Here is a 22,473-nt window from a genome sequence, read left to right on the forward strand (position 1 = left end):
GCACCCGAGGATTTGGCACGTCCCTGACACATCACCTTGAAACAATCCGCCGCACATCGCAGTCAGCCAAGGAGCGTCGACATGGATATCGGGCAGTACCGCCGTCAAGGAAAGCGGCAAGCGGGCTTCACCCTGATCGAGATCATGGTGGTGGTGGTGATCCTCGGCATCCTCGCCGCCATGGTGGTGCCCAAGGTCCTCGACCGGCCGGACCAGGCCCGGGCCACGGCCGCACGCCAGGACATCGCCGGCCTGATGCAGGCGCTCAAGCTCTATCGTCTCGACCAGGGCCGCTACCCGAACCAGAACCAGGGGCTCAAGGCGCTGGTGGAAAAGCCCGCGTCCGGCGGACAGGACAGCGGACGTGGCTACCTCGAACGCCTGCCGAACGATCCCTGGGGCCATCCGTACCAGTACCTCAACCCCGGCGCCAATGGCGAAATCGACGTGTTCTCCCTGGGTGCGGACAACCAGCCCGGCGGCGAAGGCGTGAACGCCGACATCGGCTCCTGGCAGTTGTGAGGTTGCCGTGCACCCTTGGAGCAGACGCCAGGACGGCGTGGCGATCATCAGTGCGCTGCTGGTGGTCACTGCGGTCGCGGTGATCGTCACCGGGCTGATCGCCCGCGAGTCGGCCCGCCTCGACCAGGTCGACGACGAGCAACAGCGCCTGCAGGCGTACTGGGCACTGCAAGGCGGGTTGCTGTGGGTGCGCCAGGGCCTGGAGGAACAGCGCCGTGCCGAACCGCTGACCCATCTGCAACAGCCTTGGGCCGCGCCGACCCTGCGTCTGCTGCTGGCGCCGGGGCAGGCGGCGTACGAAGCCCGGGTCGACGACGAGCAGGGCAAGTTGAACCTGCGCAATCTGGTGCTGGGCAACGAAGCGGACCCGCGTGCGGAAGAGGAATTCCTGCGCCTGGCCACCTCGCTGCAAGTGCCGGACGTGCAGGCCCGGCGCATCATCGAGCGGGTGCTTGCCGGCATCGGCCATGCACCGGCCGGCGCTGCCGCCGCGCTGGCCGCGCGCGGTGCGCAGGAAGCCTTCGACAGCGGTCGCGATACCTCGCCCAACGCCGCGTTGCGCTACCAGCCGGCGCGCCTGCCCGCGCTGCGCCACTTCGCCGACCTGGCCGCAACGCCAGGGATCGACGCTCGCACCCTGGAGCGCCTGCGCGACTACGTCACCGTGCTGCCGGGCAACACCTGGGTGAATGCCAATACCGCCCCGGCCGTGGTCCTTGCCGCGATGGTGCCGGGCTACCCGCTGTCGCGCATGCAGTCGCTCCTGGCCGAGCGCGATCGCGGCGTGCACTTTCTCAATCGCGGCGACTTCGTCAGCCGGCTGGGCCTGCCTGGCTTGCAGGGCTCCAATATCCGCGTCGGCATCACCAGCGGTTTCTTCCTCGTCCATGGCCGTACCCAGGCCCAGGGCCGGACAGTGACCCAGCAGGCGCTGGTGCGCCGCCAGGATGACGGCAGCACGCAAACACTCTGGAGTGAATCATGAAGGCGCATTGGCGCGGCGTGCTGCCGCCCCTGGAACAGCTCGACAGCAAGTCGCTGCTGCGGCTGAGCTGGCTGTCGGCTGCTGGCGAGGTCAAGGTCTATGGCCAACTGCGGCTGGACGAGGTGGCGGCGAGCATTGGCCGGCATCCGCTGTCCGTCTACCTGCATCCGCTGGATTGCCGGCTGACCAGCCTGCAACTGCCGGCGCTGCCCGCCGCGCGTCTGGCGACTGCCGTGGAACTGGCGATCCAGCCCCTGCAACTGGGCGATCCCGGCAGTGTCAGCACGGCCTGGGGCGCACGCAGCGCGGACGGCGAAGTGCCCGTTGCCTGGCTCGACACTTCGCAACTGGGGCGCATCCGCCGGGTGCTGGGCGAGTGCCGACTGACGGCCCGGGATGTATTGCCGACGCCGTTCCTGTTGCCGGCAGGGGAGGCACCGACGGCGTGCATCTGGGATGGCTGCCTGCTGCTGCGCCTGGATCGCCAGCGGGCGCTGGTCTATCCCGTGGCGGAAGCGGCGCCCGCCGAAGAGGGCTGGCAACACCTCGGCGGGCGCGACGACCCGCGCTGCTGGACCGGTGAGGTGCCCGGCTGGGGCTTGCGCCTGGCGGCAGCGGGTGGCGCCAGTGGTGAAGGCCTGGGCCGGGCTGCGGCGATCTGGGCGGCAGCGCTGCTGGTGTGGATTGGCGGTCTGCACTGGTACAGCGGCGAGCTCAGCCACGAGGGCCAGCGCCTCGAAACCCAGTTGCGCCAGCGCGTGCAGGCGGCGTTCCCGGAACTGCCGGTCGTGCTCAATCCCTTGCAGCAAGCGCGAGAACGCCTCACCGCCCGCAGCAGCGGCAATGCCGAGAGCTTCAGCGGATTGCTGCGGGCGGCGGGCGAGGGCGGGGCATTCCTCGACGGTCGCCTGGAGCGCCTGCAGTACGCCGAGGGCGCGCTGCAACTGCACGTGCTGCCTGGACGCAATGCGGTCGACCTGGCGTCCTGGCAGAGCGGCCTGGCCGGCCTCGGCATCCAGGCCGAAGCGCGGGACAAGGGCTGGCACCTGGCACGCGCCAGCGTCGTCGCGGCGACGGAAGACAATCATGAATAAGCGCCTGGCACTACAACTCGCACCGCTGCGCCAGCGCTGGGCGAAACTCGCGCCGCGCGAGCGCCGCACCCTGTCGCTGGGTGGCCTGGCCGTTGGCTTGCTGCTGGTCTGGCAGGTTTTCGTCGAGCCCCCGCTGGCCCGTATCGATCATTGGCGTGAGCGCCTGCCGGCGTTGCAGCAGCAGACACGCGAACTGGATCGCCTGCTGGGCGCCGCCACGCCCCGTGTCGCCGCCGACAGCGCCAGCCTGCAACGCAGCCTGGAGGCGGCCGGGCTGAAGGCCCGGGTGGACGACGGGACGCCGGGCGAATGGCACCTCGACGTGCCGCAGGCGTCTGGTCCGGCATTACTTGACTGGCTGGGCCAGGCGCCCGCCGAGATCGGTTTCGAGGTGGCCTCGGTGCGTATCGAGCGACTCGCCGACGACCCCGCGAGCCTCCCCACGGATGCGGTGAGTGCCCAGGTCGTTCTGTTATCCCACGCTGTGAACAAGGATTCCCCATGACCCTCATTCCAGGACTTCCCGGCCTGCGCCTGCTGGGAGCGGCCAGTGTCGCGCTGCTGATGAGCGCCTGCGCCAGCACCGCGCAGGATACCCGGCCACTGCCGCCCGACGAGGAGATCGGCAAGCCGCTGACCCTGGTCCGCCCGGCCGCGCCGATCCGCAATGTCGATGTGCAGGAGCGCCCCCAGGCGGCGCAGGCACGCCGGGCCCTGAGCGGCAGCCGGGCGGCGGCGCCACGCAGCAGCGCCAGCGCCGCCCCGACATCGCCAGGGCTCGGCGAGCAGCCGGTGAACCTGAACTTCGTCGATGCCGATATCGACGCGGTGGTCCGTGCGCTGTCCCGCGCCACTGGCCGGCAGTTCATCGTCGATCCACGGGTCAAGGGCAAGCTGACCCTGGTGTCCGAAGGCGAGGTGCCGGCTCGCCGCGCCTACCAGATGCTGCTCTCCAGCCTGCGCCTGCAAGGCTTCAGCGTGGTCGACAGCGACGGCGTCAGCCAAGTGGTACCGGAAGCCGATGCCCGGGTGATTGGCGGGCCGATGTACAACGCCGACCAGCCGGCGGCCGGCGGCATGGTCACGCGGACCTTCCGCCTGCGCTACGAGAACGCCGTCAACCTGATCCCGGTGCTGCGCCCGATCGTCGCGCAGAACAACCCGATCAACGCCTACCCCGGCAACAACACCGTGGTGGTCACCGACTACGCCGAGAACTTGGAGCGGGTCGCCCAGGTCATCGCCAGCGTCGACACACCGGCCGCCGCCGACATGGACGTGGTGCCGGTGCAGAACGGCATCGCCAGCGATATCGCCGCGACCATTACCGACCTGCTGGAGAACCAGGGCGGCGACAGCGCGCAGAAGACCGTGGTGATCGCCGACCCGCGCTCCAACAGCCTGGTGATCCGCGCCCCGAGCCCCGAGCGCACGCAACTGGCACGCGACCTGATCGCCAAGCTCGACAGCGTGCAAAGCAACCCCGGCAACCTGCACGTGGTGTACCTGCGCAATGCCCAGGCGACCAAGCTGGCCCAGGCCCTGCGCGGCATGCTCACCGGCGACTCCGGCACAACCGGCGAAAGCGACGATGGCCGCAGTCGCCTCAGTGGCGCGGGCGCCAAGGTCGGCAGCAGTTCCAGCAATGGCAGCAACAGTACCGGCACCTCCACCAGCAGCATGGGCAACAACCTGAGTTCGGCGCCCTCCGGCGTGCCTGCGAACAACGGCATGAGCGGCTCGACCCAGAATGGCGAATCCGCCTCCGGGTTCTCCGCCGGTGGCGTCACGGTGCAGGCCGATGCCACCACCAACACCCTGCTGATTTCCGCGCCGGAGCCGCTGTACCGTAACCTGCGGGAAGTCATCGACCTGCTCGACCAGCGTCGCGCCCAGGTGGTGATCGAAGGCCTGATCGTCGAGGTCGGCGAGGACGAAGCCAGCGAGCTGGGCGTGCAATGGCAGGCCGGCAACCTCGGTGGCAACGGTGTGTTCGGCGGCGCCAACCTGGGTGGCAGCGGTTTGAACACCGCGGCGAAGAACTCGCTCGATGTCTTGCCCAGCGGTCTCAGCGTCGGCCTGGTGGACGGCACGGTGAACATTCCCGGGATCGGCGAGGTGCTCGACCTCAAGGTCCTGGCTCGCGCCCTGAAAAGCCGTGGCGGCAGCAACGTGCTGTCGACGCCCAACCTGCTGACCCTGGACAACGAGCCGGCGAGCATCATGGTCGGCCAGACCATCCCCTTCGTCAGCGGCCAGTACGTCACCGACGGCGGCGGCACCAGCAACAACCCGTTCCAGACCATCCAGCGCGAGGACATCGGCCTGAAGCTGAACATCCGCCCGCAGATTTCCGAAGGCGGCACGGTAAAGCTCGACGTCTACCAGGAAGTCAGCAGCATCGACACGCGCACCGTGTCGCCGGCCGGGCTGATCACCAACAAGCGCGCGATCGACACCAGCATCCTGCTCGACGACGGGCAGATCATGGTCCTCGGCGGCCTGCTGCAGGACAACGTCACTGACCTCAACGAAGGCATCCCGGGGCTGTCCAGCCTGCCGGGGATCGGCTCGCTGTTCCGCTACCAGAAGCGCCAGCGCACCAAGACCAACCTGATGGTGTTCCTGCGTCCGTACATCGTCCGCGATGCCGATACCGGGCGCAGCGTCACCCTCAACCGCTACGACTTCATCCGCCGTGCCCAGCAGCGCGTGCAGCCGCAGCACGACTGGGCCCTGAGCGACATGCAGGCACCGGTGCTGCCGCCGGTGGGCAGCGCCGTGCCGTTGCCGCCACCGGCGCAGGTGCGGCCGATGCGCGCGGTGCCGATGGAAGGTGAAACCCGGTGAGCGCCATCCCCTACGGCTGGGCCAAGGCGCAGCGGGTGGTGTTGAGTGCTGGCGAGGCGGGCACGGTCCTGTTGTTCAGCCCGCGCACGCCGGGCTGGGCCCTGGCCGAAGCCCGTGCGCGCTACCCCGACGTGCTGTTGCGCCAGGTCAGCGAAGAGGAACTGGACAGCAGCCTCACCGCCGCCTACGCCGATACCGGCGGCGCGGCGGCGGCGGTGGATGCGGCGAGCAGCGAGGCGGACCTGGAACGCCTGGTGCAGGACATGCCCGAGGTCACCGACCTGCTGGAAGCCGAGGACGGCGCGCCGGTGATCCGCATGATCAACGCACTGCTCACCCAGGCTGCCGGCGATGAAGCCAGCGACGTGCATATCGAGCCGTTCGAAAGCCATTCGGTGGTGCGCTTTCGCGTCGATGGCGGCCTGCGCGACGTGGTCGCGCCGCGCAAGGCGCTGCATGCCGCGCTGGTCTCGCGGATCAAGATCATGGCGCAACTGGACATCGCCGAGAAACGCCTGCCCCAGGACGGACGCATCGCCCTGCGGGTGGCCGGGCGGCCGATCGATATCCGCGTGTCCACCGTGCCCACCGGGCATGGCGAACGGGTGGTGATGCGCCTGCTGGACAAGCAGGCCGGGCGCCTGCGCCTGGAAACCCTGGGCATGAACCCGCGCCTGCTGGCCCAGCTCGACGGCATGATCCGCCAGCCCCATGGCATCGTGCTGGTCACCGGCCCCACCGGCAGCGGCAAGACCACCACCCTGTACGCGGCGCTGGCCCGGCTGGATGCCAGCACCAGCAATATCCTCACCGTGGAAGACCCGGTGGAATACGACCTGTCCGGCATCGGCCAGATCCAGGTCAACGCGCGCATCGACATGACCTTCGCCGTGGCCCTGCGCGCCATCCTCCGGCAGGACCCGGACGTGATCATGATCGGCGAGATCCGCGACCTGGAAACCGCGCAGATCGCCGTGCAGGCCTCCCTCACCGGGCACCTGGTGCTCGCCACCCTGCACACCAACGACGCGGTGGCGGCGGTGACTCGCCTGGTGGACATGGGCGTCGAGCCTTTCTTGCTGGCGTCCTCGCTGCTCGGCGTATTGGCCCAGCGCCTGGTGCGCCGGCTGTGTCCGCACTGCAAGGTCGAGGAAGGCGGGGTGTGGCGTCCGGTGGGCTGCCCGGCCTGCGCCAATACCGGCTACGCCGGGCGCACCGGCATCCACGAACTGTTCTGCGTCGATGACGCCATCCGCCGCCGCATTCACCTGGGCGACTCCGAGCAAGACCTGCGCGAGGCGGCCCGTGCCGCCGGCATGGCCAGCCTGCGCGATGACGCCGGGCGCTGGATCGAGAGTGGCGCCACTACCCTGGAGGAGGTCCTGCGGGTCACGCGGGAAAACTGATGCCGACTTTTCTCTACGAAGCCGCCGACGGCCAGGGCCGTCTCGAACGCGGCACCCTCGAAGCCGAGGGCCAGCGCGCTGCCCTCGGCCAGTTGCGCCAGCGCGGCCTGACCCCGGTGGCGCTGGAAGAACAAAGCCGTACCAGCGCCGCGCTGTTCGCTCCACGCTTGTCCGACAGCGAGCTGGCCTGGGCCACCCGCCAGCTCGCCAGCCTGCTCGCCGCCAGCCTGCCGCTGGAGGCCGCGCTGGGCGCGACCCAGGACCAGGCCGAGCGCAAGCATATCGCCGCCACCCTCGGCGCGGTGCGCAACGACGTGCGCAGCGGCATGCGCCTGGCCGAAGCCCTGGCCGAGCGACCACGGGACTTTCCCGAGATCTACCGGGCGCTGGTGGCGGCGGGAGAAGAGTCCGGCGACCTCGCCCGGGTCATGGAGCGCCTTGCCGATTACATCGAGGAGCGCAACGCCCTGCGCGGCAAGATCACCACCGCCTTCATCTACCCCGGCGTGGTGGGGCTGACCTCGCTGGGCATCGTCGCGTTCCTGCTGGGCTACGTGGTGCCCCAGGTGGTCAGCGCCTTTACCCAGGCGCGCCAGGACCTGCCGGGGCTGACCCTGGCCATGCTCACCGCCAGCGACTTCCTGCGGGCCTGGGGCTTCACCTGCGCGATGGGCCTGGGCGGCACCTTCTGGGGCTGGCGCCTGTACCTGCGCAAGCCCGAGGCACGCCTGGCCTGGCACCGCCTGGTGTTGCGCCTGCCGATGTTCGGACGCTTCGTGCTGGGGGTGAATACCGCGCGCTTCGCCTCGACCCTGGCCATCCTCGGCAGTGCCGGCGTGCCGCTGCTGCGCGGCCTCGACGCGGCGCGCCAGACCCTCGGCAACGAAGCCCTGGCCGGTGCCGTGGCCGAGGCCACCGCGCAGGTTCGCGAAGGCCGCTCGCTGGCCCTGGCCCTGAAGACCCAGGGCCTGTTCCCGCCGATCCTCGTGCACCTGGTCGCCAGCGGCGAGAAGACCGGGGCCCTGCCACCCATGCTCGACCGCGCCGCGCAGACCCTGTCGCGGGATATCGAACGGCGCGCCATGGGCCTCACCGCGCTGCTGGAGCCACTGATGATCGTGATCATGGGCGGGGTGGTACTGACCATCGTCCTGGCCGTGCTGATGCCGATCATCGAGATGAACCAGCTGGTGAAGTAGAAACTTTTTTCGGGCCCTGGCCTTGCTCCCGTGTGGCGCTTTGCAGGCACACGGGAGTGCATGTCAGGCGCATGACGGCCTGGCGCCCGCGGCGCCTCTGACCTGGCCCGAAAATGCCCGCTCCACGCGTCTGTTCCGCACCTTCCGGCACAGCGCCAATACCCGAAGAAAACACGGTGAAAGTCCCGAGCATTTTTCCTTGGGCTGTCACCGGCGGCTGCGACCTTTACTCCGCAGCCCCGAGCCCGGCAGGGAGCCTGGTCGGGCGGGGCGCGACACGATGCAAGACACCCTCAATGCACCCCAACGCTAATAGGAGCTTCTTCATGTTCAAGCGCACTCTGCTCGCTGCCTCCCTGGGCCTCGCCGCCCTCGCTTCCGCCCAAGCCATGGCCGTCACCGGCGGCGGCGCCTCGCTGCCAGCCGACCTCTACAAAAGCACCGTGGATGGCATCCTGCCTAGCAACTTCAGCTATGCAGTGACTGGCAGCGGCACTGGCAAGTCGGCTTTCCTGACCAACAACTCCGCTCTGTTCAGCACCACTGGCACCGTGCACTTCGCTGGTAGCGACTCGATCCTGAGTGGCACCGAGCTGACCAACTACAACAACAACTTCAGCGCCTCGTACGGTCCGCTGATCCAGGTTCCTTCGGTCGCCACTTCGGTCACCATCCCGTACAAGAAAGCCGGCAACACCACCCTGAACCTGACCTCGCAGCAACTGTGCGATGCCTTCTCCGGTGCCAAGACCACCTGGGGCGCCCTGCTCAACACCACCGATAGCACCCCGATCCGCATCGTCTACCGCAACGTTTCCAGCGGCACCAGCGAACTGCTGACCCGTCACCTGAACTCCGTCTGCTCGTCGCAGTTCGGCGTCAGCTCGACCTTCACCAGCGCTCGCCTGGCTGGCGGCACCCTGCCAAGCAACTGGGTCGGTGTAGCCGAGACCGCAGATGTCGTTGGTCAAGTGAACGCCGTGGACGGCTCCATCGGTTATGTCAGCCCTGACATGGTCAACATCGACAGCAACGCCGAAGTTGCCCAAGTCAACGGCAAGCTGCCAACCCGCGCCCTGGTGACCCAGGCCCTGGCTTCGTCCGCCGTTCCGGCTGACGCCGTGAAGAACAACCCTGCCCAGTGGGTACCGGTGTTCACCAACCCGGCGGCTGGCTACCCGATCGTTGGCTACACCAACTTCATCTTCGGCCAGTGCTACAAGGACGCCAACGTTGCTGCTGACGTACGTGCCTTCATCACCAAGCACTGGGGTGGCAACACCACCGCTACCGCAGTCCGCGATCATGGCTTCATCGCGCTGACTTCGGGCTGGAAAACCGCTGTACACGACACCTTCGTCAGCAACACCAGCGGTCTGAACCTGGACATCAACAACGCCAACGTCTGCAACGCCAGCGTTGGTCGTCCATAAGACGCTATCCGTAGCAAAGAACCCGGCAGCGCTTGCGCTGCCGGGTTTTTTCTTTTCCAGCGTCACCATGGTCCATGAACTTTGCGTGACAAATCTTCGGCCCCGAGCGCTTGCCCCCGTCTATCCATTAATGCGCGCCGCTCAGGGTGGCGCCCCGACGAACAAGCCAAGGAAGTCCGAGTCATGCCGTTCTCTTCGCCGTCCCTTGCCGATTCCTCCGTGTACCCGCTGTCACGTCTCAAGCCGCTGGCCAAGGCCATTGCGCTGCTGATGGTGGCCGGCGGTGCCCAGGCCGCCGGCCAGCCCTTCGGCGGGGCCTGGTTCGCGGCCAAGGGCGCGGCCCAGGGCAGCGGCGGGGGACGCACCGGCGCCCAGTTGCCAAGCATGACGCCGCCGCCCCTGGCCCAGCAGCAGAAGGCCAACCAGCAGTTGCAGCGCTCTCTGCAGAACCTTAACAACACGGTCGCCGCCATCGCCGCGCAGCAGGCCCTGCAGGCCGCGGGACGCAACACGCCGGTGGGCGGCACGGTAGTGCCCGACGGGCTGGGCGCGGGTGGCCTGCAGGTGGACAGTTCGATGTCCTTCGACCAGGCCTGGCAGAACGCCAAGGGCCCGGTGGAAACCCGCAACGACGGCAAGGTCCAGGTCACGGTGGAGCAGACCGCCGACAAGGCCATCCTCAACTGGGAGAGTTTCAACGTCGGTCGCGACACCACCCTGAAGTTCCAGCAGCAGAGCGACTGGGCGGTGCTCAACCGGGTCAACGACCCGCAGGCGCGCCCGAGCCAGATCCTCGGCCGCATCGAGGCCGACGGCACGGTGATGGTGCTCAACCGCAACGGCGTGATCTTCGACGGCACCAGCCAGGTCAACACCCGCAACCTGGTGGTCGCCGCCGCCAGCATGAGCGACAGCCAGTTCCGCGATAACGGCCTGTACGCCAACAACAACGCTCAACCGAGCTTCACCGATGCCGCCGGTGCGGTGCGGGTGGAGCGCGGGGCGCAGATCACCACCCGCGACCCGGCGACCAGCACCGCCGGCGGCGGCTACGTGCTGTTGCTGGGCAACGAGGTGGAGAACGCCGGCAGCATTTCCACCAACCGTGGCCAGACGCTGCTGGCGGCCGGCGACAACTTCGTCATTCGCAAGGGCGTGGGCAGCGACGGCAACCTCACGTCCACCACGCGTGGCAACGAGGTGCAGGCGCTGCAGGTGGCGGGCGGCTCCGGGGCGGTGCGCAACAGCGGCATCATCCAGGCTGCCAGCGGCGATATCAGCCTGGCCGGGCGCACGGTGCAGCAGGATGGCGTGCTGCTGGCCAGCACCTCGGTGGACACCCGCGGCACCCTGCACCTGAAGGCCAGCGAAGCGGTGACCCTGGGCGAGGGCAGCACCAGCGCCATCCTCCTCGACAGCAGCGGCAGTACCGCGCTGGACACCCAGCGCGCCGCCGCCCTGGTACCCGTGAGCGGCGCCACCGGCGAGATCAGCCTGGCCGACCTCGACCGCCGCGAGCAGTCGCGCATCGAGATCACCAGCAACGGTACCGTCGATTTCCAGGGCGGCTCCGTGACCCTCGCCACCGGCGGCCAGGTGGTGGTCAACGCCGGGCAGCGCGCCCTGGTGCGCGATGGTGCGAACATCGACGTGTCCGGTGCGGTCGGCGTCAAGGTCGCCATGGAAACCAACAGCATCAAGGTCAACGTGCAGGGCAACGAGCAGCGCGATGCCTCGGTCAACCGCGAGAGCGGCACCCTCAACAGCCAGGACGTCTGGGTCGATGTGCGCGATCTGGTGCGTGTAGCCGCTGGCACCAACGGCTATGCCAGCGACCGCTGGTACACCGCGGGTGGCCTGCTGGAAGTCGCCGGTTATCTCGGCACCCAGGGCCACTCGGTGGGCGAGTGGATGGCCCAGGGCGGCAGCGTGCGCTTCACCGGCAACGACCTGGTGACCCAGCAGGGCTCGCAGATCAACCTGTCCGGCGGCACCCTCGACGTGCAGGGCGGCTACATCAGGCAGACCTGGCTCAAGGGCAGCGACGGGCGCCTGTACGAGCTGTCCAAGGCTCCGGGCGACCTGCTCTACGACGGCATCTATCGCGGCTACGAGGATTACAGCGAACGCTGGAACCAGACTCGCACCTTCTACAACCCGCTGATCGGCGCCTCGCAGCGCTACGAGAACGGCTACACCGTGGGCCGCGATGCCGGCAGCCTGGTGGTCGGCACGGCCAATGCGGTGCTGCAGGGCGATATCGTCGGCACGGTGTTCCAGGGCGACAGCCAGACCCAGGCGGCGCAGGCTGGGCTGGACGGCTACAACCAGTCGCAGAAGGCGCTGGCCCGCGGTGCCCAGCTGATCGTCGGCGAGTACACCCCGTACTACGTGAAGAGCAGCGGGCTGTTGCAGTACGCCCTCGGTGCCAGTGCGCAGACCGTGCAGCGGGTCGACATCGCGGCCGGCGTCGGTGTCGATGCCGGCACCATCGGCCTGGACGACAGCGTCGACGGCACGCGCCAGGGCTCGCTGAGCCTGGACAGCGATCTGCTCAACAGCTTCGGCCTCGGTGGTCTGAAGATCTCGGCGCTGGAGTCGGTCGAGGTCAATGACGCGCTGCAACTGGCCGACGGCGGCGAGCTGGGGCTGTTCGCCAAGCGCGTCGAGATCAACGCCGACCTGACCGTACGCTCCGGTGTGATCGAAGCCGGTAACGTGCGCGAGCAGGTTGCTCTGGGTTCTGCGGCCATCGATGTCTACCTGAGTCCGCTGGACCAGCAGGGTAGCCTGCGGGTAGCGGACGGCGTGCATCTGGATGCCAGCGGGCGCTGGAGCAACCAGTTGCTCGACGCCGACGCCGGTACCCTGGCTGCCTGGCGCGACGGCGGTCGCATCAGCCTGCGCAACGGTGGCGATGTAGTACTGGGCGATGGCTCGCTGCTGGATGTGTCGTCGGGAGCAAGCATCGGTGCCGACGGCGAGCGCCGTGGCGGCAAGGGCGGCGATATCACCTTGCATGCCAGCGCCAGCACGGCATTGGCCGCGACCGGTGCGTTGCAGCTCGGTGGCGAGCTGCGTGGCCTGGGCATGACGGGGGCGGGCACGCTGTCGCTGCGTTCGGGTCGGGTCAACATCGGTGGCAGTGCCACTGAGGCGGCTGACGAGACACTTTACCTGGCGCCGGAGCTGTTCTCTCTTGGCTTTGCCAGCTATGAAGTCAAGGGGCAGGCAGGGCTGGAGGTGGTCGAGGGAGCCCAGGTGCAAGTCACTCGCCCGGTCTGGCGCTGGACGGAAAGCGCCAGTGCGGTCTCAAGCAACGCGGTCGTGACCCAGGCGCTGGAGGCCTGGGCACCGCCGCTGTACCAGGAAGATCCGCTGGCAGGTGTGTTGAGCCAGCGTGCGGGCGCCAGCCTGGCGCTCCAGGTCGGTGGCGATGTCGCCAGCCTCGTCGACGCCGCCAGTCAGAACCTGATCATCGGCCAGGGCAGTCTGTTGCAGGTCGATCCAGGCCAGTCCATTCGCGTGCGCGGTCCTGGCCAGATCACGGTGCTCGGCAGCCTGCTGGCCCATGGCGGCAGCATCGATATCCGCCAGCAGCAGTTCGGCGATATCGATTCCGCCGAGAACGAGGCGTTGGGCGACAACCAGGTGAACGGGCGGTCGATCTGGATCGGCGAGCAGGCCCTGCTGGACGTCTCTGGCCAGGCCAACCGGGCTCTGGACTGGCAAGGGCGGCGCTACGGTCGGGTCGATGCTGGCGGCAGCATCGTCATCGGTGGCACCGTGGACACCCAACTGGCGACGGCAACCGCCTCGGATGCCTTTATCGTCCTGCGTCCCGGCTCGCGCCTGGAGGCTTCCGGGGCTGGCACCGTACTGGATATCCGTGGCCTTGGCAGTCGTGAAGTTGCCAGCAACGGTGGCAGCATCTACCTGTCTTCCCACCGTGGCCTGCTGCTCGACGGCGACTTGCATGCCGCTGCGGGCGGCGCGACGGCGGCTGGTGGCAGTTTGCAGATCGCCCTGGAAACCCCTGTCTACACCAACACCACCACCGATGCGGCAGTCCTCGGTGTGCGCCGTCTGGTGCTGGGGCAGTCGCATGACGGGGAAGACGCCCTGGCCGATGCCCTGCCCGGTGAGACCAGCGCTGGCCTGGTGTATGGCCGGGCCCGGGTCTCTGCCGATGACATCCAGACAGGCGGCTTCTCTGACCTGACCCTGTTCAGCCATGGCGTGCTGGCGCTGGAAGCCGGTACCAGCCTTGCGCTCAACCAGGCACTTCGCTTGTACGGCTCCACATTCGAGGCGCTGGCTTCGTCCACCGAGCCACTGCCTGTGGAACTGCGGGCGCCTTATGTGTTGCTGTCCGGAACGGGCCAGTACTTCGCTGGCCCCACACGGTTGAACCCGCTACCGTCCTCTATTCAACCCTCAGCCCTGACACCGGCTGGAACGCTGAATGTGCACGCAGGCCAGTTGCTGGACGTGGCGGGCGGCGTTTACCTGGGCGCACAGGCCTCGCTGCTGAACAACAGCCCATTCGCTTCCACCCTGGAGCTGACGGGCTTCGCCGACACCGAACTGCACAGCGATGGCGAGCTGCGTTTCCTGTCGCACTATGGCAACGCTGCCCGTACCCAACTCTGGGTGCCTGGCGACCTCGACCTGCTGGCAACACAGATCTATCCGGCTACGGGCGCCATTGCCACGGTCATGGCGGGTTATCGCCGTATGGAGGGTCAACCGCAAATCGACCCCGAATCCGTGCTGCGCATCGGACGGGTGGGTAACGCCACGCCGGCGATGCCGTACTCGGCATTCGGCCAGTTGGACCTGGGCGCCGGATCGATCGAGCAGGGCGGGGTCCTGCGTGCACCCTTGGGGGCGATCAGCTTCAGCGGCATTGCCTCGATCGGACTCAGGGAGGTCCATCTGCTGCCTGGCAGCCTCACGTCGGTGAGCGGCGCCGGACTGGTCATGCCATACGGCGGTACCACCGATGGCATCAACTACAGTTTCGCCGGCAACAAGGTCACGTTGCAGGGCGCGGGCGGTGCCAACACCGTCGGTACCAGCCTGGAGATCGGCGTTACCTTCGCGGCATCGCAACTCGACATCCAGTCGGGCGCGGTGGTGGACCTCAGTGGTGGCGGCGAGTTGACCGGGGCCGGCTTCGTCTCCGGTCGAGGCGGCTCCACCGATGCGCGCTACAACCCGCTGGTGCAGATCGATGCACAAGGGCGTTTCGTGTTGCCGGGGCTGGCTGACAACCCGGTCTATGCCATTGTCCCTGGCGTGCAGGCGGTCGCCGCGCCGACGGGAGGCGAAGCCGGCGCGGTACAGCCGTTGATCGGCCAGCAGATCACCATTGGCGCGGGCGTGCCGGGGCTGCCAGCGGGCACCTACACCCTGTTGCCGTCCACCTACGCGCTGTTGCCGGGCGCCTTCCGCGTCGAGCTCAACGGGCTCGCCGCAGCGGGCACCGACCTGTCCAGCCAGGCCTTGCGCAATGGCTCCTGGAGCACCTCCGGCTACCTGTCCGTCGCTGGCACGACGATTCGCGATGCGCTGCCCAGTCAGGTCATCCTGTCGTCCGCCGATGTGCTGCGGCGCTACTCGCAGTACAACGAAACCAGCTACGCCGATTTCATCCTGGCCGATGCGATTCGCCAGGGCATTCCCCGCGCGATGCTGCCGGCGGATGCCCGGTCCCTGTTGTTGAGAGGGCTCAGCGGCAGTTCGTTGAGTGTCGCCGGCACCGTCGACTTCACCCCGGCGAAGGATGGCTACGGCGGTTCGCTGCTGGTCCTTGGCAATACCGAAGTGCTGGCCGATGGCGCCAGCGCCACCGACGGTTTCAGTGGCGCCAGCCTGCATGCTTCCGATCTCGGCCGCTTCGGCGCCAGCCGCATGGTGCTGGGCGCGATTCCTGCCGTGATCTATGGCCAGCAAGGCAGCGAGGTCGCCTTGCTGGGTGGTGGCAATAGCGACATCGTCTTGCGCGAAGGCAGTGTCCTGAGCGGTCCCGAGGTGATGCTGGTGGGCAATATCACCTTGGAGCAGGGCGCGCGCATCGATACGCTGGGCAAGGGCGATACGGCCTTCGACTCCAGCGATGGCTACAGCTACCGGGTGGGCACCGGGGCCTTGCTGGCGGTTTCCAACGGCTGGCTCAACCTGCAGGCACCGGGTACGCAGAGCAACGGAACGATCAACCTGGGTGTCTGCGCCGAGCAGGCCTGCGGTGCGTCGCAACTTTACTCCGAAGGCACCATCGGCATCGTCAGCAACGGCAACGTGAGCATCGGCGACGGCGTGCGCTATGGCACCCGCAACCTCAGCCTGGCAGTCAGCGCGGTGAACGTCGGCGAGGTGGACGCCTTGCAAGCCGCAGCCGCGAATCATGTACTGCCGACAGGGCTGAACCTCAACCAGTCGGTTCTTGCCCGGCTGCTGCAAGGCGACACCAGTCAGGGTGCTCCAGCCCTGGAAAGCCTGATCCTCACGGCACGCGACTCGATCAACTTCTTCGGCAGCGTCAGCCTCGACACCCTGGACCCGGCCACCGGCCGTTCCAGCCTGGCCAACCTGGTGCTGGGCAGCCCGGCGATCCAGGGCTATGGCGACGCCGACGATGTCGCCAGCATCCGTACCGCTTCGCTGATCTGGAGCGGGGCCACCCAGGCCCCGGCAGCCGCCATCGAAGGCGGACCGGGCACTGGCAGCGGACGCCTGCTGATCGAAGCCGAGACCATCGAGCTGGGCTATGCGGCCAATACCCAGCCGTCCGGGCAAACCGACGAGGCGCGTCTGGCCCTGGGCTTCTCCAGCGTGGAGTTGAATGCCAGCAAGCAGATCGGTGCCAACCACCGCGGCAGCCTGGCGGTGTACCAGAGCCAGGGCGAGTACGTCAGCGGCAAGGGCTTTGCCTACAGCGGCGGCGAACTGCTGATGCGCACGCCGTTGCTCACCGGTACGGCCGGTTCGGTCACGCGCCTGAGCGTCGGCGGCGACCTGCGCCTGGAAGCGCCGGTCGGTGGCGCGCCGGCTGCGGCCGGCAAGGGCACCGAGGCCCTCGGCGCCGAATGGTCGATGAGCGCGTCCAACCTGCTGGTCGATACCCGGGTCGAGCTGCCCAGCGGCAAGCTCAGCCTGACCGCCAGCGGCGACCTGCGCCTGGGCGCGGCCTCGTACATCGACCTGGCCGGGCGTACCGCGACTTTCAACGATGTCGAGAAATACAGCTGGGGCGGCGACCTGCTGCTGCGCAGCGACAACGGCGATATCCACCAGGTGGCCGGTTCGACCATTGACCTTTCCGCACGCAACAACCAGGGCGGCAGCCTCAGCGCGATTGCCCTGGGTGAAAGCGCCGGGACGGTGGGCCTGCAAGGCTCCATCCTCGGTTCCAGCAGCGGCGTCTACCAGGCTTCCGGGAGCCTGGTCCCCTATGCCGGCGCCGAAGTCGAAGTCCGCGCCCGCCACCTTGGCGATGGCGAACTGAGTGACGACTTCGCCGCGCTCAACCAGCGCCTGAACGACGGCCAGGTATTCGGCGCACGCCGCTTCCAGCTCAAGGAAGGCGACCTGACTATCGGCGATGGCCTCAAGGCCAGCAGCATCGAGCTGTCGCTCGACGGCGGCGCGCTCACCGTCAGCGGGCTGGTCGACGCCAGCGGCGAGCAGGTCGGCAGCATCCGCCTGGCCGCCCGCGATGGCCTGACCCTGGGCAGCCAGTCCGTGCTCGATGCCCATGGCAGCCTGCTGCGGGTGGACAGCTACGGGCAGATCATCGACAGCCCCAACCGGGCCATCGTCGAGCTGTCCAGCGGCAATGGCACGCTGGTGCTGGCGGACGGCGCACGTATTGACCTGCGCCATGGCACGGCGAGCGGCCGCGATGACCTCGCTGCCCTCGGCACCCTCGAACTCAAGGCACCACGCCTGGGGGGCGCGACGGCGGGCGATATCGCCATCGATGCCAGCGGCAACTACGACATCCAGGGCGCGGCGTCCATCGCCGTGTATGGCATGCAGCGCTATACCGACGCGCCGCTGGGCAGCGACCCGGCCACCAGCGGCAAGCCCTATCAAGTCATCGATCAGGCCTATTTGGACGGCAAGCACGCTCAGAGCACGCTGTTCATCAATGCTGCGCTTGCCAACACCGCATTGTTGCAAGGCAAGCTCGGCGGGCTGAACAACGAGCGTTATGCCGACGTGCTGCACCTGCGTCCCGGCGTCGAGATCGCCAGCGCCAGCGCTGACGGCGACCTGGTGGTGCAAGGCGATATCGACCTGTCCGGCTATCGCTATGCCAGCCTCAATCCGAATACGCCACGTACCTCGGCCTACGGCTCTGGCGAGGTGGGCGGCCTGGTGCTGCGCGCGGGTGGCGACCTGACCCTGTACGGCAGCATCAACGACGGCTTCGCACCGCCGTCGACCACGCCGGATGATGATGGCTGGTTGCTGGTTCCCGGGGTGCAGCCCTTCGCTGCGGATCTGGTGGTGCCGGGGCCGGGCGTGACCCTGGCTGATGGCACGGTGTTCCAGGGTGGCGTCACCCTGAACTATGAGCTGCCGATCAAGGGCGCTACCCTGGCCGCCGGTACCCGCCTGGCGACCGAAGCCAGGTTGACCGCGCCCTATACCCTGGCGGCCGGCAGTGTGCTCGGTGCAGATATCCGCGATGCCGGGGGAGCCTTGCTGTATGCCGCCGGCAGTCTGCTGGAACAGTCCGTGACCCTGCCGTCGGGCACCCGCCTGGGTGCCGGTACGCTGCTGTCGAGCAGTGCCAGTGTCGGCAACTTGCGCTGGCCGGCGGGTGTGCCGTTGCCGAGCATCGCCCGAAATGACGCTTCCCAGCCGAACACCCTGGTACTCAATGGCGACCTGGTACTGAAGCGCGGCGCACTGATTCCTTCGGAAACCAATGTGAAGCTGCCCGAGGGTACGTCCTTCGTCAGCTTGCGCGCCGGGGAGGGTCGCAACTGGGCACTCGCCAGCATGCTCCCCGCCGGCAGCCAGTCCTGGTCCCTGCGCCTGGTGGCTGGCGCCGACCTGGAGGCAGCGGACAGCCGCCTGACACGGGTCGATGGCAAGGGCACCTTGCGTCTGGCCGATACCCACTATGCGGCGAATATCGTTGCCGGTGCTGCTGGCAGGATACTCACCGAAGAAGCGGAGGGCATGGGTGAGGTCCCATGGACGCTGGTCGACGACTCCAACAGCTGGCTCTGTGACTACGATGCGATCATGTGCATGGACCAACCGCAGTGGACCTGGGGGCCGGACAACCTGGATGGCTATCCGGTCGGCTCGCCGATCGCCGAGGCCGACATGTGGGTCTGCGACTATGACCCGACCATGTGCGTCGAGCACATCACCACCAGTACGGCCACAGTCCAGCGTCAGCTCTACAGTGTCCTGCGTACCGGTACCGGCGACCTTGACGTAGCGGCCGGTGGCTCGCTGTTGCAGAACTCGCCCTATGGCGTCTACACCGCCGGTACACAGGCGCAGGATGTCACGGCGGCCTACCAGCAGGCGCGCGGGCTGCGCAACGGTTCGCTTCTGGGCACTGGTGGCAGCTCCTACGAAAGCCTGACCCAGGCCCAATACCGGGCCTGGTTCCCAGAGCATGGGGGTAATCTCGATATACGCGTGGCAGGCGATCTCACCGGCGATCAATGGGTTGATTCCAGCGCCACGACCGGTAATGCCCAGTACGGCAGCGCCCAGGTCGGCAACTGGCTGTGGCGCCAGGGCAACGGTGGAGTGACCGAGGATGACCAGCCGACGGCCTGGTGGATCAACTTCGGTACCTATGTGGCCGACTCGGCCGGGGGGACGCCGTACCTGGTCGGTTTCAGCGGATACGGCACGCTCGGCGGTGGTGATGTCAACCTGCGTGTTGGCGGCCAGGCGGGCAACCAGTGGGCGCGTGGTGGTGACCATGTCGGTGTGCAGGATTCCAACCTGCGCAGCCAGGGGCTGGTAGTGACTGTCGGGGGTAGTGGCCGCGTGGGTGCCGATGGCGAGTTGCGCCTGACCGGTGGCGGCGATATGGATATCCGCATTGGCGGTGTGGTAAACCCCGACCTTGCCGCCCGCACCCTTTCCACTACAGGTAGCAGTCGCCTGGATCTGCAGGGTGTCCTGGCCAATATCAGGGGCAGTACGTCCGTGCTGGCCGGCAGCATTGGCGGCATCGACCTGCGCTACGGTTTGACGGCGCCTCAACAGGATCCTGCCGAAACGCGCCCCTACGACCTCTATCGTTCCAGCCTGGGGGCTGCGACGGGTGGTCTTGTCCTGGTGCCCGGCGATGCCGGCATGCGCCTCGCTACCCGGGGCGATCTGGTGGTGGGGGGCGCAGGGGATCCGGGGCGGATCACCGTGCCCAATACCACGCCATTCACTGCGGCCGATGGTCGCCAGTACGCCGGTGGTGGTAGCAGTTGGTTCAGCCTGTGGACCAACAACACGGCAATCGATCTGTTCTCGGCGGGGGGCAACCTGACGCCCAGCACGCAGGTCAGCGATTTCGTCAGCGGTTCGAAGGTCAACCCGCTGGAAAACAGCAACAGCTCGACCACCGACGGGCGCTTTATCTACCCCTCCATCCTGCGTGCCGTCGCTGCACAGGGCAGCCTGTATCTCGGTGTCTCGGCCACTGGCAATCCGAATCAGCTGTCTGCACTGAGCCCCTATTCGTTGTTACTGGCACCGTCGGCCAACGGTGATCTGCAATTGCTTGCAGGGGACTCGATCTTTGCAGGCGGCTATTCGATCCAGCGCTCGGGCACCGATTCGCAAAGCCTGGCCTCGATCTTGAAACCGGCCTTTGCCGGCTATGGGCTGAATACCATCGCGCCGGTGATCAGCAACGGCAACGTCGGCGGACGTGGTATTACGCTCAACGCCAACCCGCTGTTCTACTTCGGTGCCGACACTGCCGGAATTCTGCCGGGCGAACTGCAGCCTTCGCGGTTCTACGCGTTGAGTGGCGATATCGTGGGGCTCTCCAGTGGCGAGCTGGTTCAGTTCTCGGCGAGTGCTGCATCTGCCGGCAGCCTTGCCGGACAGACCTGGTACGAAGGCACCGGTGCCGTGCGGATGATTGCCGGCCGCGATATCGTCGCTTCCGGTTCGCAACTGGGAACCGTCCGGAATCTCCCGCAGGCGGTGGGTAACACGCCTCAGGCCCGCACCAGCCAATCCACCGGCAACCTCTTCATCCACTACAACGCCAACGACATCTCCCTGGTCCAGGCCGGCCGCGACATCCTCTACAGCAGCTTCAACGTCGCCGGCCCCGGCACCCTGGAAATCAGCGCCGGGCGCAACGTGCTGATGGAAGACCGTGCGGTGATCAACAGCCTCGGTGCGATCCTGCCGGGCGACAGCCGTCCGGGGGCCAGCGTGGTGCTGCAGGCCGGTGCTGCCGGTGCCGACTACAACGCCTTCCTCGCCCGCTACCTGGACCCGCTCAACCTGGCCGCGAGCGGCACACCGCTGGCCGATCAGCCGGGCAAGGTGGTGCGCCTGTACGACGAGGACCTGGTGGCCTGGCTCGGCGAGCGCTTCGGCTTCAGCGGCGACAGCGAGGCGGCACGGACCTGGTTCGCCGCATTGCCGGCCGAGCAGCAGCGGATCTTTGCCCGCCAGGTCTACTTCGAGGAACTCAAGGCCGCCGGTCGCGAGTACACCGATGCCTCGGGGCCGCGCACCGGCAGCTACCTGCGCGGGCGCAATGCCATCGCCGCGCTGTTCCCCAGCCGCGATGTGGCCGGCAACCCGATCAGCTACGAGGGTGACATCGTCCTGTTCGGCGGGGCCGGCATCCACACCAACTTCGGTGGCGATATCCAGCTGCTCAGCCCGGGCGGGCAGCAGGTGTTCGGCGTCGAGGGCGCGGCACCGCCCTCCACGGCGGGCGTGGTGACCCTGGGCGCGGGCAATATCCAGTCCTATTCCCAGGGCAGCATCCTGCTCGGCCAGAGCCGGATCATGACCACCTTCGGCGGGTCGATCCAGGCCTGGTCGGCGGAGGGCGACATCAACGCTGGCCGAGGTACCAAGACCACCCTGGTGTACACCCCGCCCAAGCGGGTCTACGACACTTGGGGCAACGTCACCCTGTCGCCGCAGGTGCCGGCCACCGGTGCCGGTATCGCCACCCTCAACCCGATCGCCGAGGTGCCGCCGGGCGACATCGACCTGATTGCCCCACAGGGCACCATCGATGCCGGCGAGGCGGGGATCCGTGTGTCGGGCAACGTCAACATCGCCGCCTTGCAGGTGGTCAACGCGGCCAACATCCAGACCCAGGGCAAGTCCACCGGCCTGCCGGTGGCGGCGGTGGTCAACACCAATGCCATGGCCTCGGCCAGTGCCGCCGCCAACTCGGCGACCCAGGCTGCCGAGCAGGTCGGTCGCCAGCAGCAGGACGCGGCGCGCCAGCGTGCGCCGTCGATCTTCTCGGTGCGAGTGCTGGGCTTTGGCGACGAGCGTTTGCCGGGTGGCGAGGCGGGGGCCGGTCGCGCGCCGCTGGATGACCGGCAGAGCTCGGTGCAAGTGCTGGGCACCGGGGCGCTGGATGAGCAGGCGCGGGCCCGGTTGACCGAGGGGGAGCGGAGCAACCTGGTGCTTTGAGCCTGGAAGCCCCATTGCTGCACGGGGATCTACACATCTCGGCGAAGTAGAGAACAGAGGTCGAGAGAGCGACGCGGACCCTGTGGGAGCTGGCTTGCCAGCGATTACGTTAGTGAATTCACCGACGTCATCGCTGCGGTTCGGCGTTCCGACAAGCCAGCTCCCACAGGGTCCGCGTCGCTCTCTCGACTCCGGTATCCAGCTCAGGGCAGACACCTGCCAACCCTCCACCCAGCCCCGCGCAAATTCCTTCATGAAGTTTTCATGACCAAAGTTCGGTGCTGTCGATGCCTGACCGTCATACAAGGGTGAATCGCG

The 22,473-nt window shown here is 67.7% G+C and carries 9 protein-coding genes; all 9 read left to right on the forward strand.

Annotated features, from left to right (window positions below; all coding sequences use genetic code 11):
- Positions 1–81 precede the first annotated feature (81 nt).
- The 9 genes from gspG (at position 82) to V0R59_RS02440 (ending at position 22,155) form a co-directional block, all read left to right on the forward strand.
- Positions 82–522, forward strand: a complete 441-nt coding sequence (gene gspG, locus V0R59_RS02400) for a type II secretion system major pseudopilin GspG (RefSeq protein WP_330073235.1) — start codon at positions 82–84, stop codon at positions 520–522.
- A gap of 7 nt (positions 523–529) precedes the next feature.
- Positions 530–1,507, forward strand: a complete 978-nt coding sequence (gspK, locus tag V0R59_RS02405) for a type II secretion system minor pseudopilin GspK (RefSeq protein WP_330073234.1) — start codon at positions 530–532, stop codon at positions 1,505–1,507.
- On the forward strand, positions 1,504–2,601 hold the full coding sequence (gene gspL, locus V0R59_RS02410; RefSeq protein ID WP_330073233.1) for a type II secretion system protein GspL: 1,098 nt from the start codon (positions 1,504–1,506) through the stop codon (positions 2,599–2,601). The genes gspK and gspL overlap by 4 nt, the downstream gene beginning before the upstream one ends.
- Complete coding sequence (gspM, locus tag V0R59_RS02415) at positions 2,594–3,106, forward strand: type II secretion system protein GspM (protein ID WP_330073232.1); 513 nt, start codon at positions 2,594–2,596, stop codon at positions 3,104–3,106. Before gspL ends, gspM begins: the two co-directional genes overlap by 8 nt.
- Positions 3,103–5,451 (forward strand): type II secretion system secretin GspD, encoded by a 2,349-nt coding sequence (gene gspD, locus V0R59_RS02420; protein WP_330073231.1) that lies wholly within the window; start codon positions 3,103–3,105, stop codon positions 5,449–5,451. The genes gspM and gspD overlap by 4 nt, the downstream gene beginning before the upstream one ends.
- Positions 5,448–6,857 carry a type II secretion system ATPase GspE gene (gspE, locus tag V0R59_RS02425; protein ID WP_330073230.1) on the forward strand — a complete coding sequence of 470 codons (1,410 nt, stop codon included), beginning with the start codon at positions 5,448–5,450 and terminating at the stop codon, positions 6,855–6,857. Before gspD ends, gspE begins: the two co-directional genes overlap by 4 nt.
- Entirely contained in the window at positions 6,857–8,056 is a 1,200-nt protein-coding gene (gspF, locus tag V0R59_RS02430) for a type II secretion system inner membrane protein GspF (protein ID WP_330073229.1), read from the forward strand. Before gspE ends, gspF begins: the two co-directional genes overlap by 1 nt.
- A gap of 326 nt (positions 8,057–8,382) precedes the next feature.
- Positions 8,383–9,489: a substrate-binding domain-containing protein gene (locus tag V0R59_RS02435; RefSeq protein ID WP_330073228.1), complete on the forward strand. Its 1,107-nt coding sequence runs from the start codon at positions 8,383–8,385 to the stop codon at positions 9,487–9,489.
- Positions 9,490–9,672: 183 nt separating this feature from the next.
- The gene (locus V0R59_RS02440; RefSeq protein ID WP_330073227.1) at positions 9,673–22,155 is read left to right on the forward strand and encodes a filamentous haemagglutinin family protein; all 12,483 of its coding nucleotides are present in this window, start codon (positions 9,673–9,675) and stop codon (positions 22,153–22,155) included.
- The last annotated feature ends 318 nt before the right edge of the window (positions 22,156–22,473 follow it).

Source organism: Pseudomonas ulcerans, from assembly GCF_036324125.1.
Lineage (GTDB): Bacteria > Pseudomonadota > Gammaproteobacteria > Pseudomonadales > Pseudomonadaceae > Aquipseudomonas > Aquipseudomonas ulcerans.

Bases quoted from the DNA above. Each gene is read 5' to 3' on its own strand.
- gspG (WP_330073235.1), top strand. From the start codon at position 82: ATGGATATCGGGCAGTACCGCCGTCAAGGAAAGCGGCAAGCGGGCTTC.
- gspL (WP_330073233.1), top strand. From the start codon at position 1,504: ATGAAGGCGCATTGGCGCGGCGTGCTGCCGCCCCTGGAACAGCTCGAC.
- gspM (WP_330073232.1), top strand. From the start codon at position 2,594: ATGAATAAGCGCCTGGCACTACAACTCGCACCGCTGCGCCAGCGCTGG.
- gspD (WP_330073231.1), top strand. From the start codon at position 3,103: ATGACCCTCATTCCAGGACTTCCCGGCCTGCGCCTGCTGGGAGCGGCC.
- gspF (WP_330073229.1), top strand. From the start codon at position 6,857: ATGCCGACTTTTCTCTACGAAGCCGCCGACGGCCAGGGCCGTCTCGAA.
- V0R59_RS02435 (WP_330073228.1), top strand. From the start codon at position 8,383: ATGTTCAAGCGCACTCTGCTCGCTGCCTCCCTGGGCCTCGCCGCCCTC.
- V0R59_RS02440 (WP_330073227.1), top strand. From the start codon at position 9,673: ATGCCGTTCTCTTCGCCGTCCCTTGCCGATTCCTCCGTGTACCCGCTG.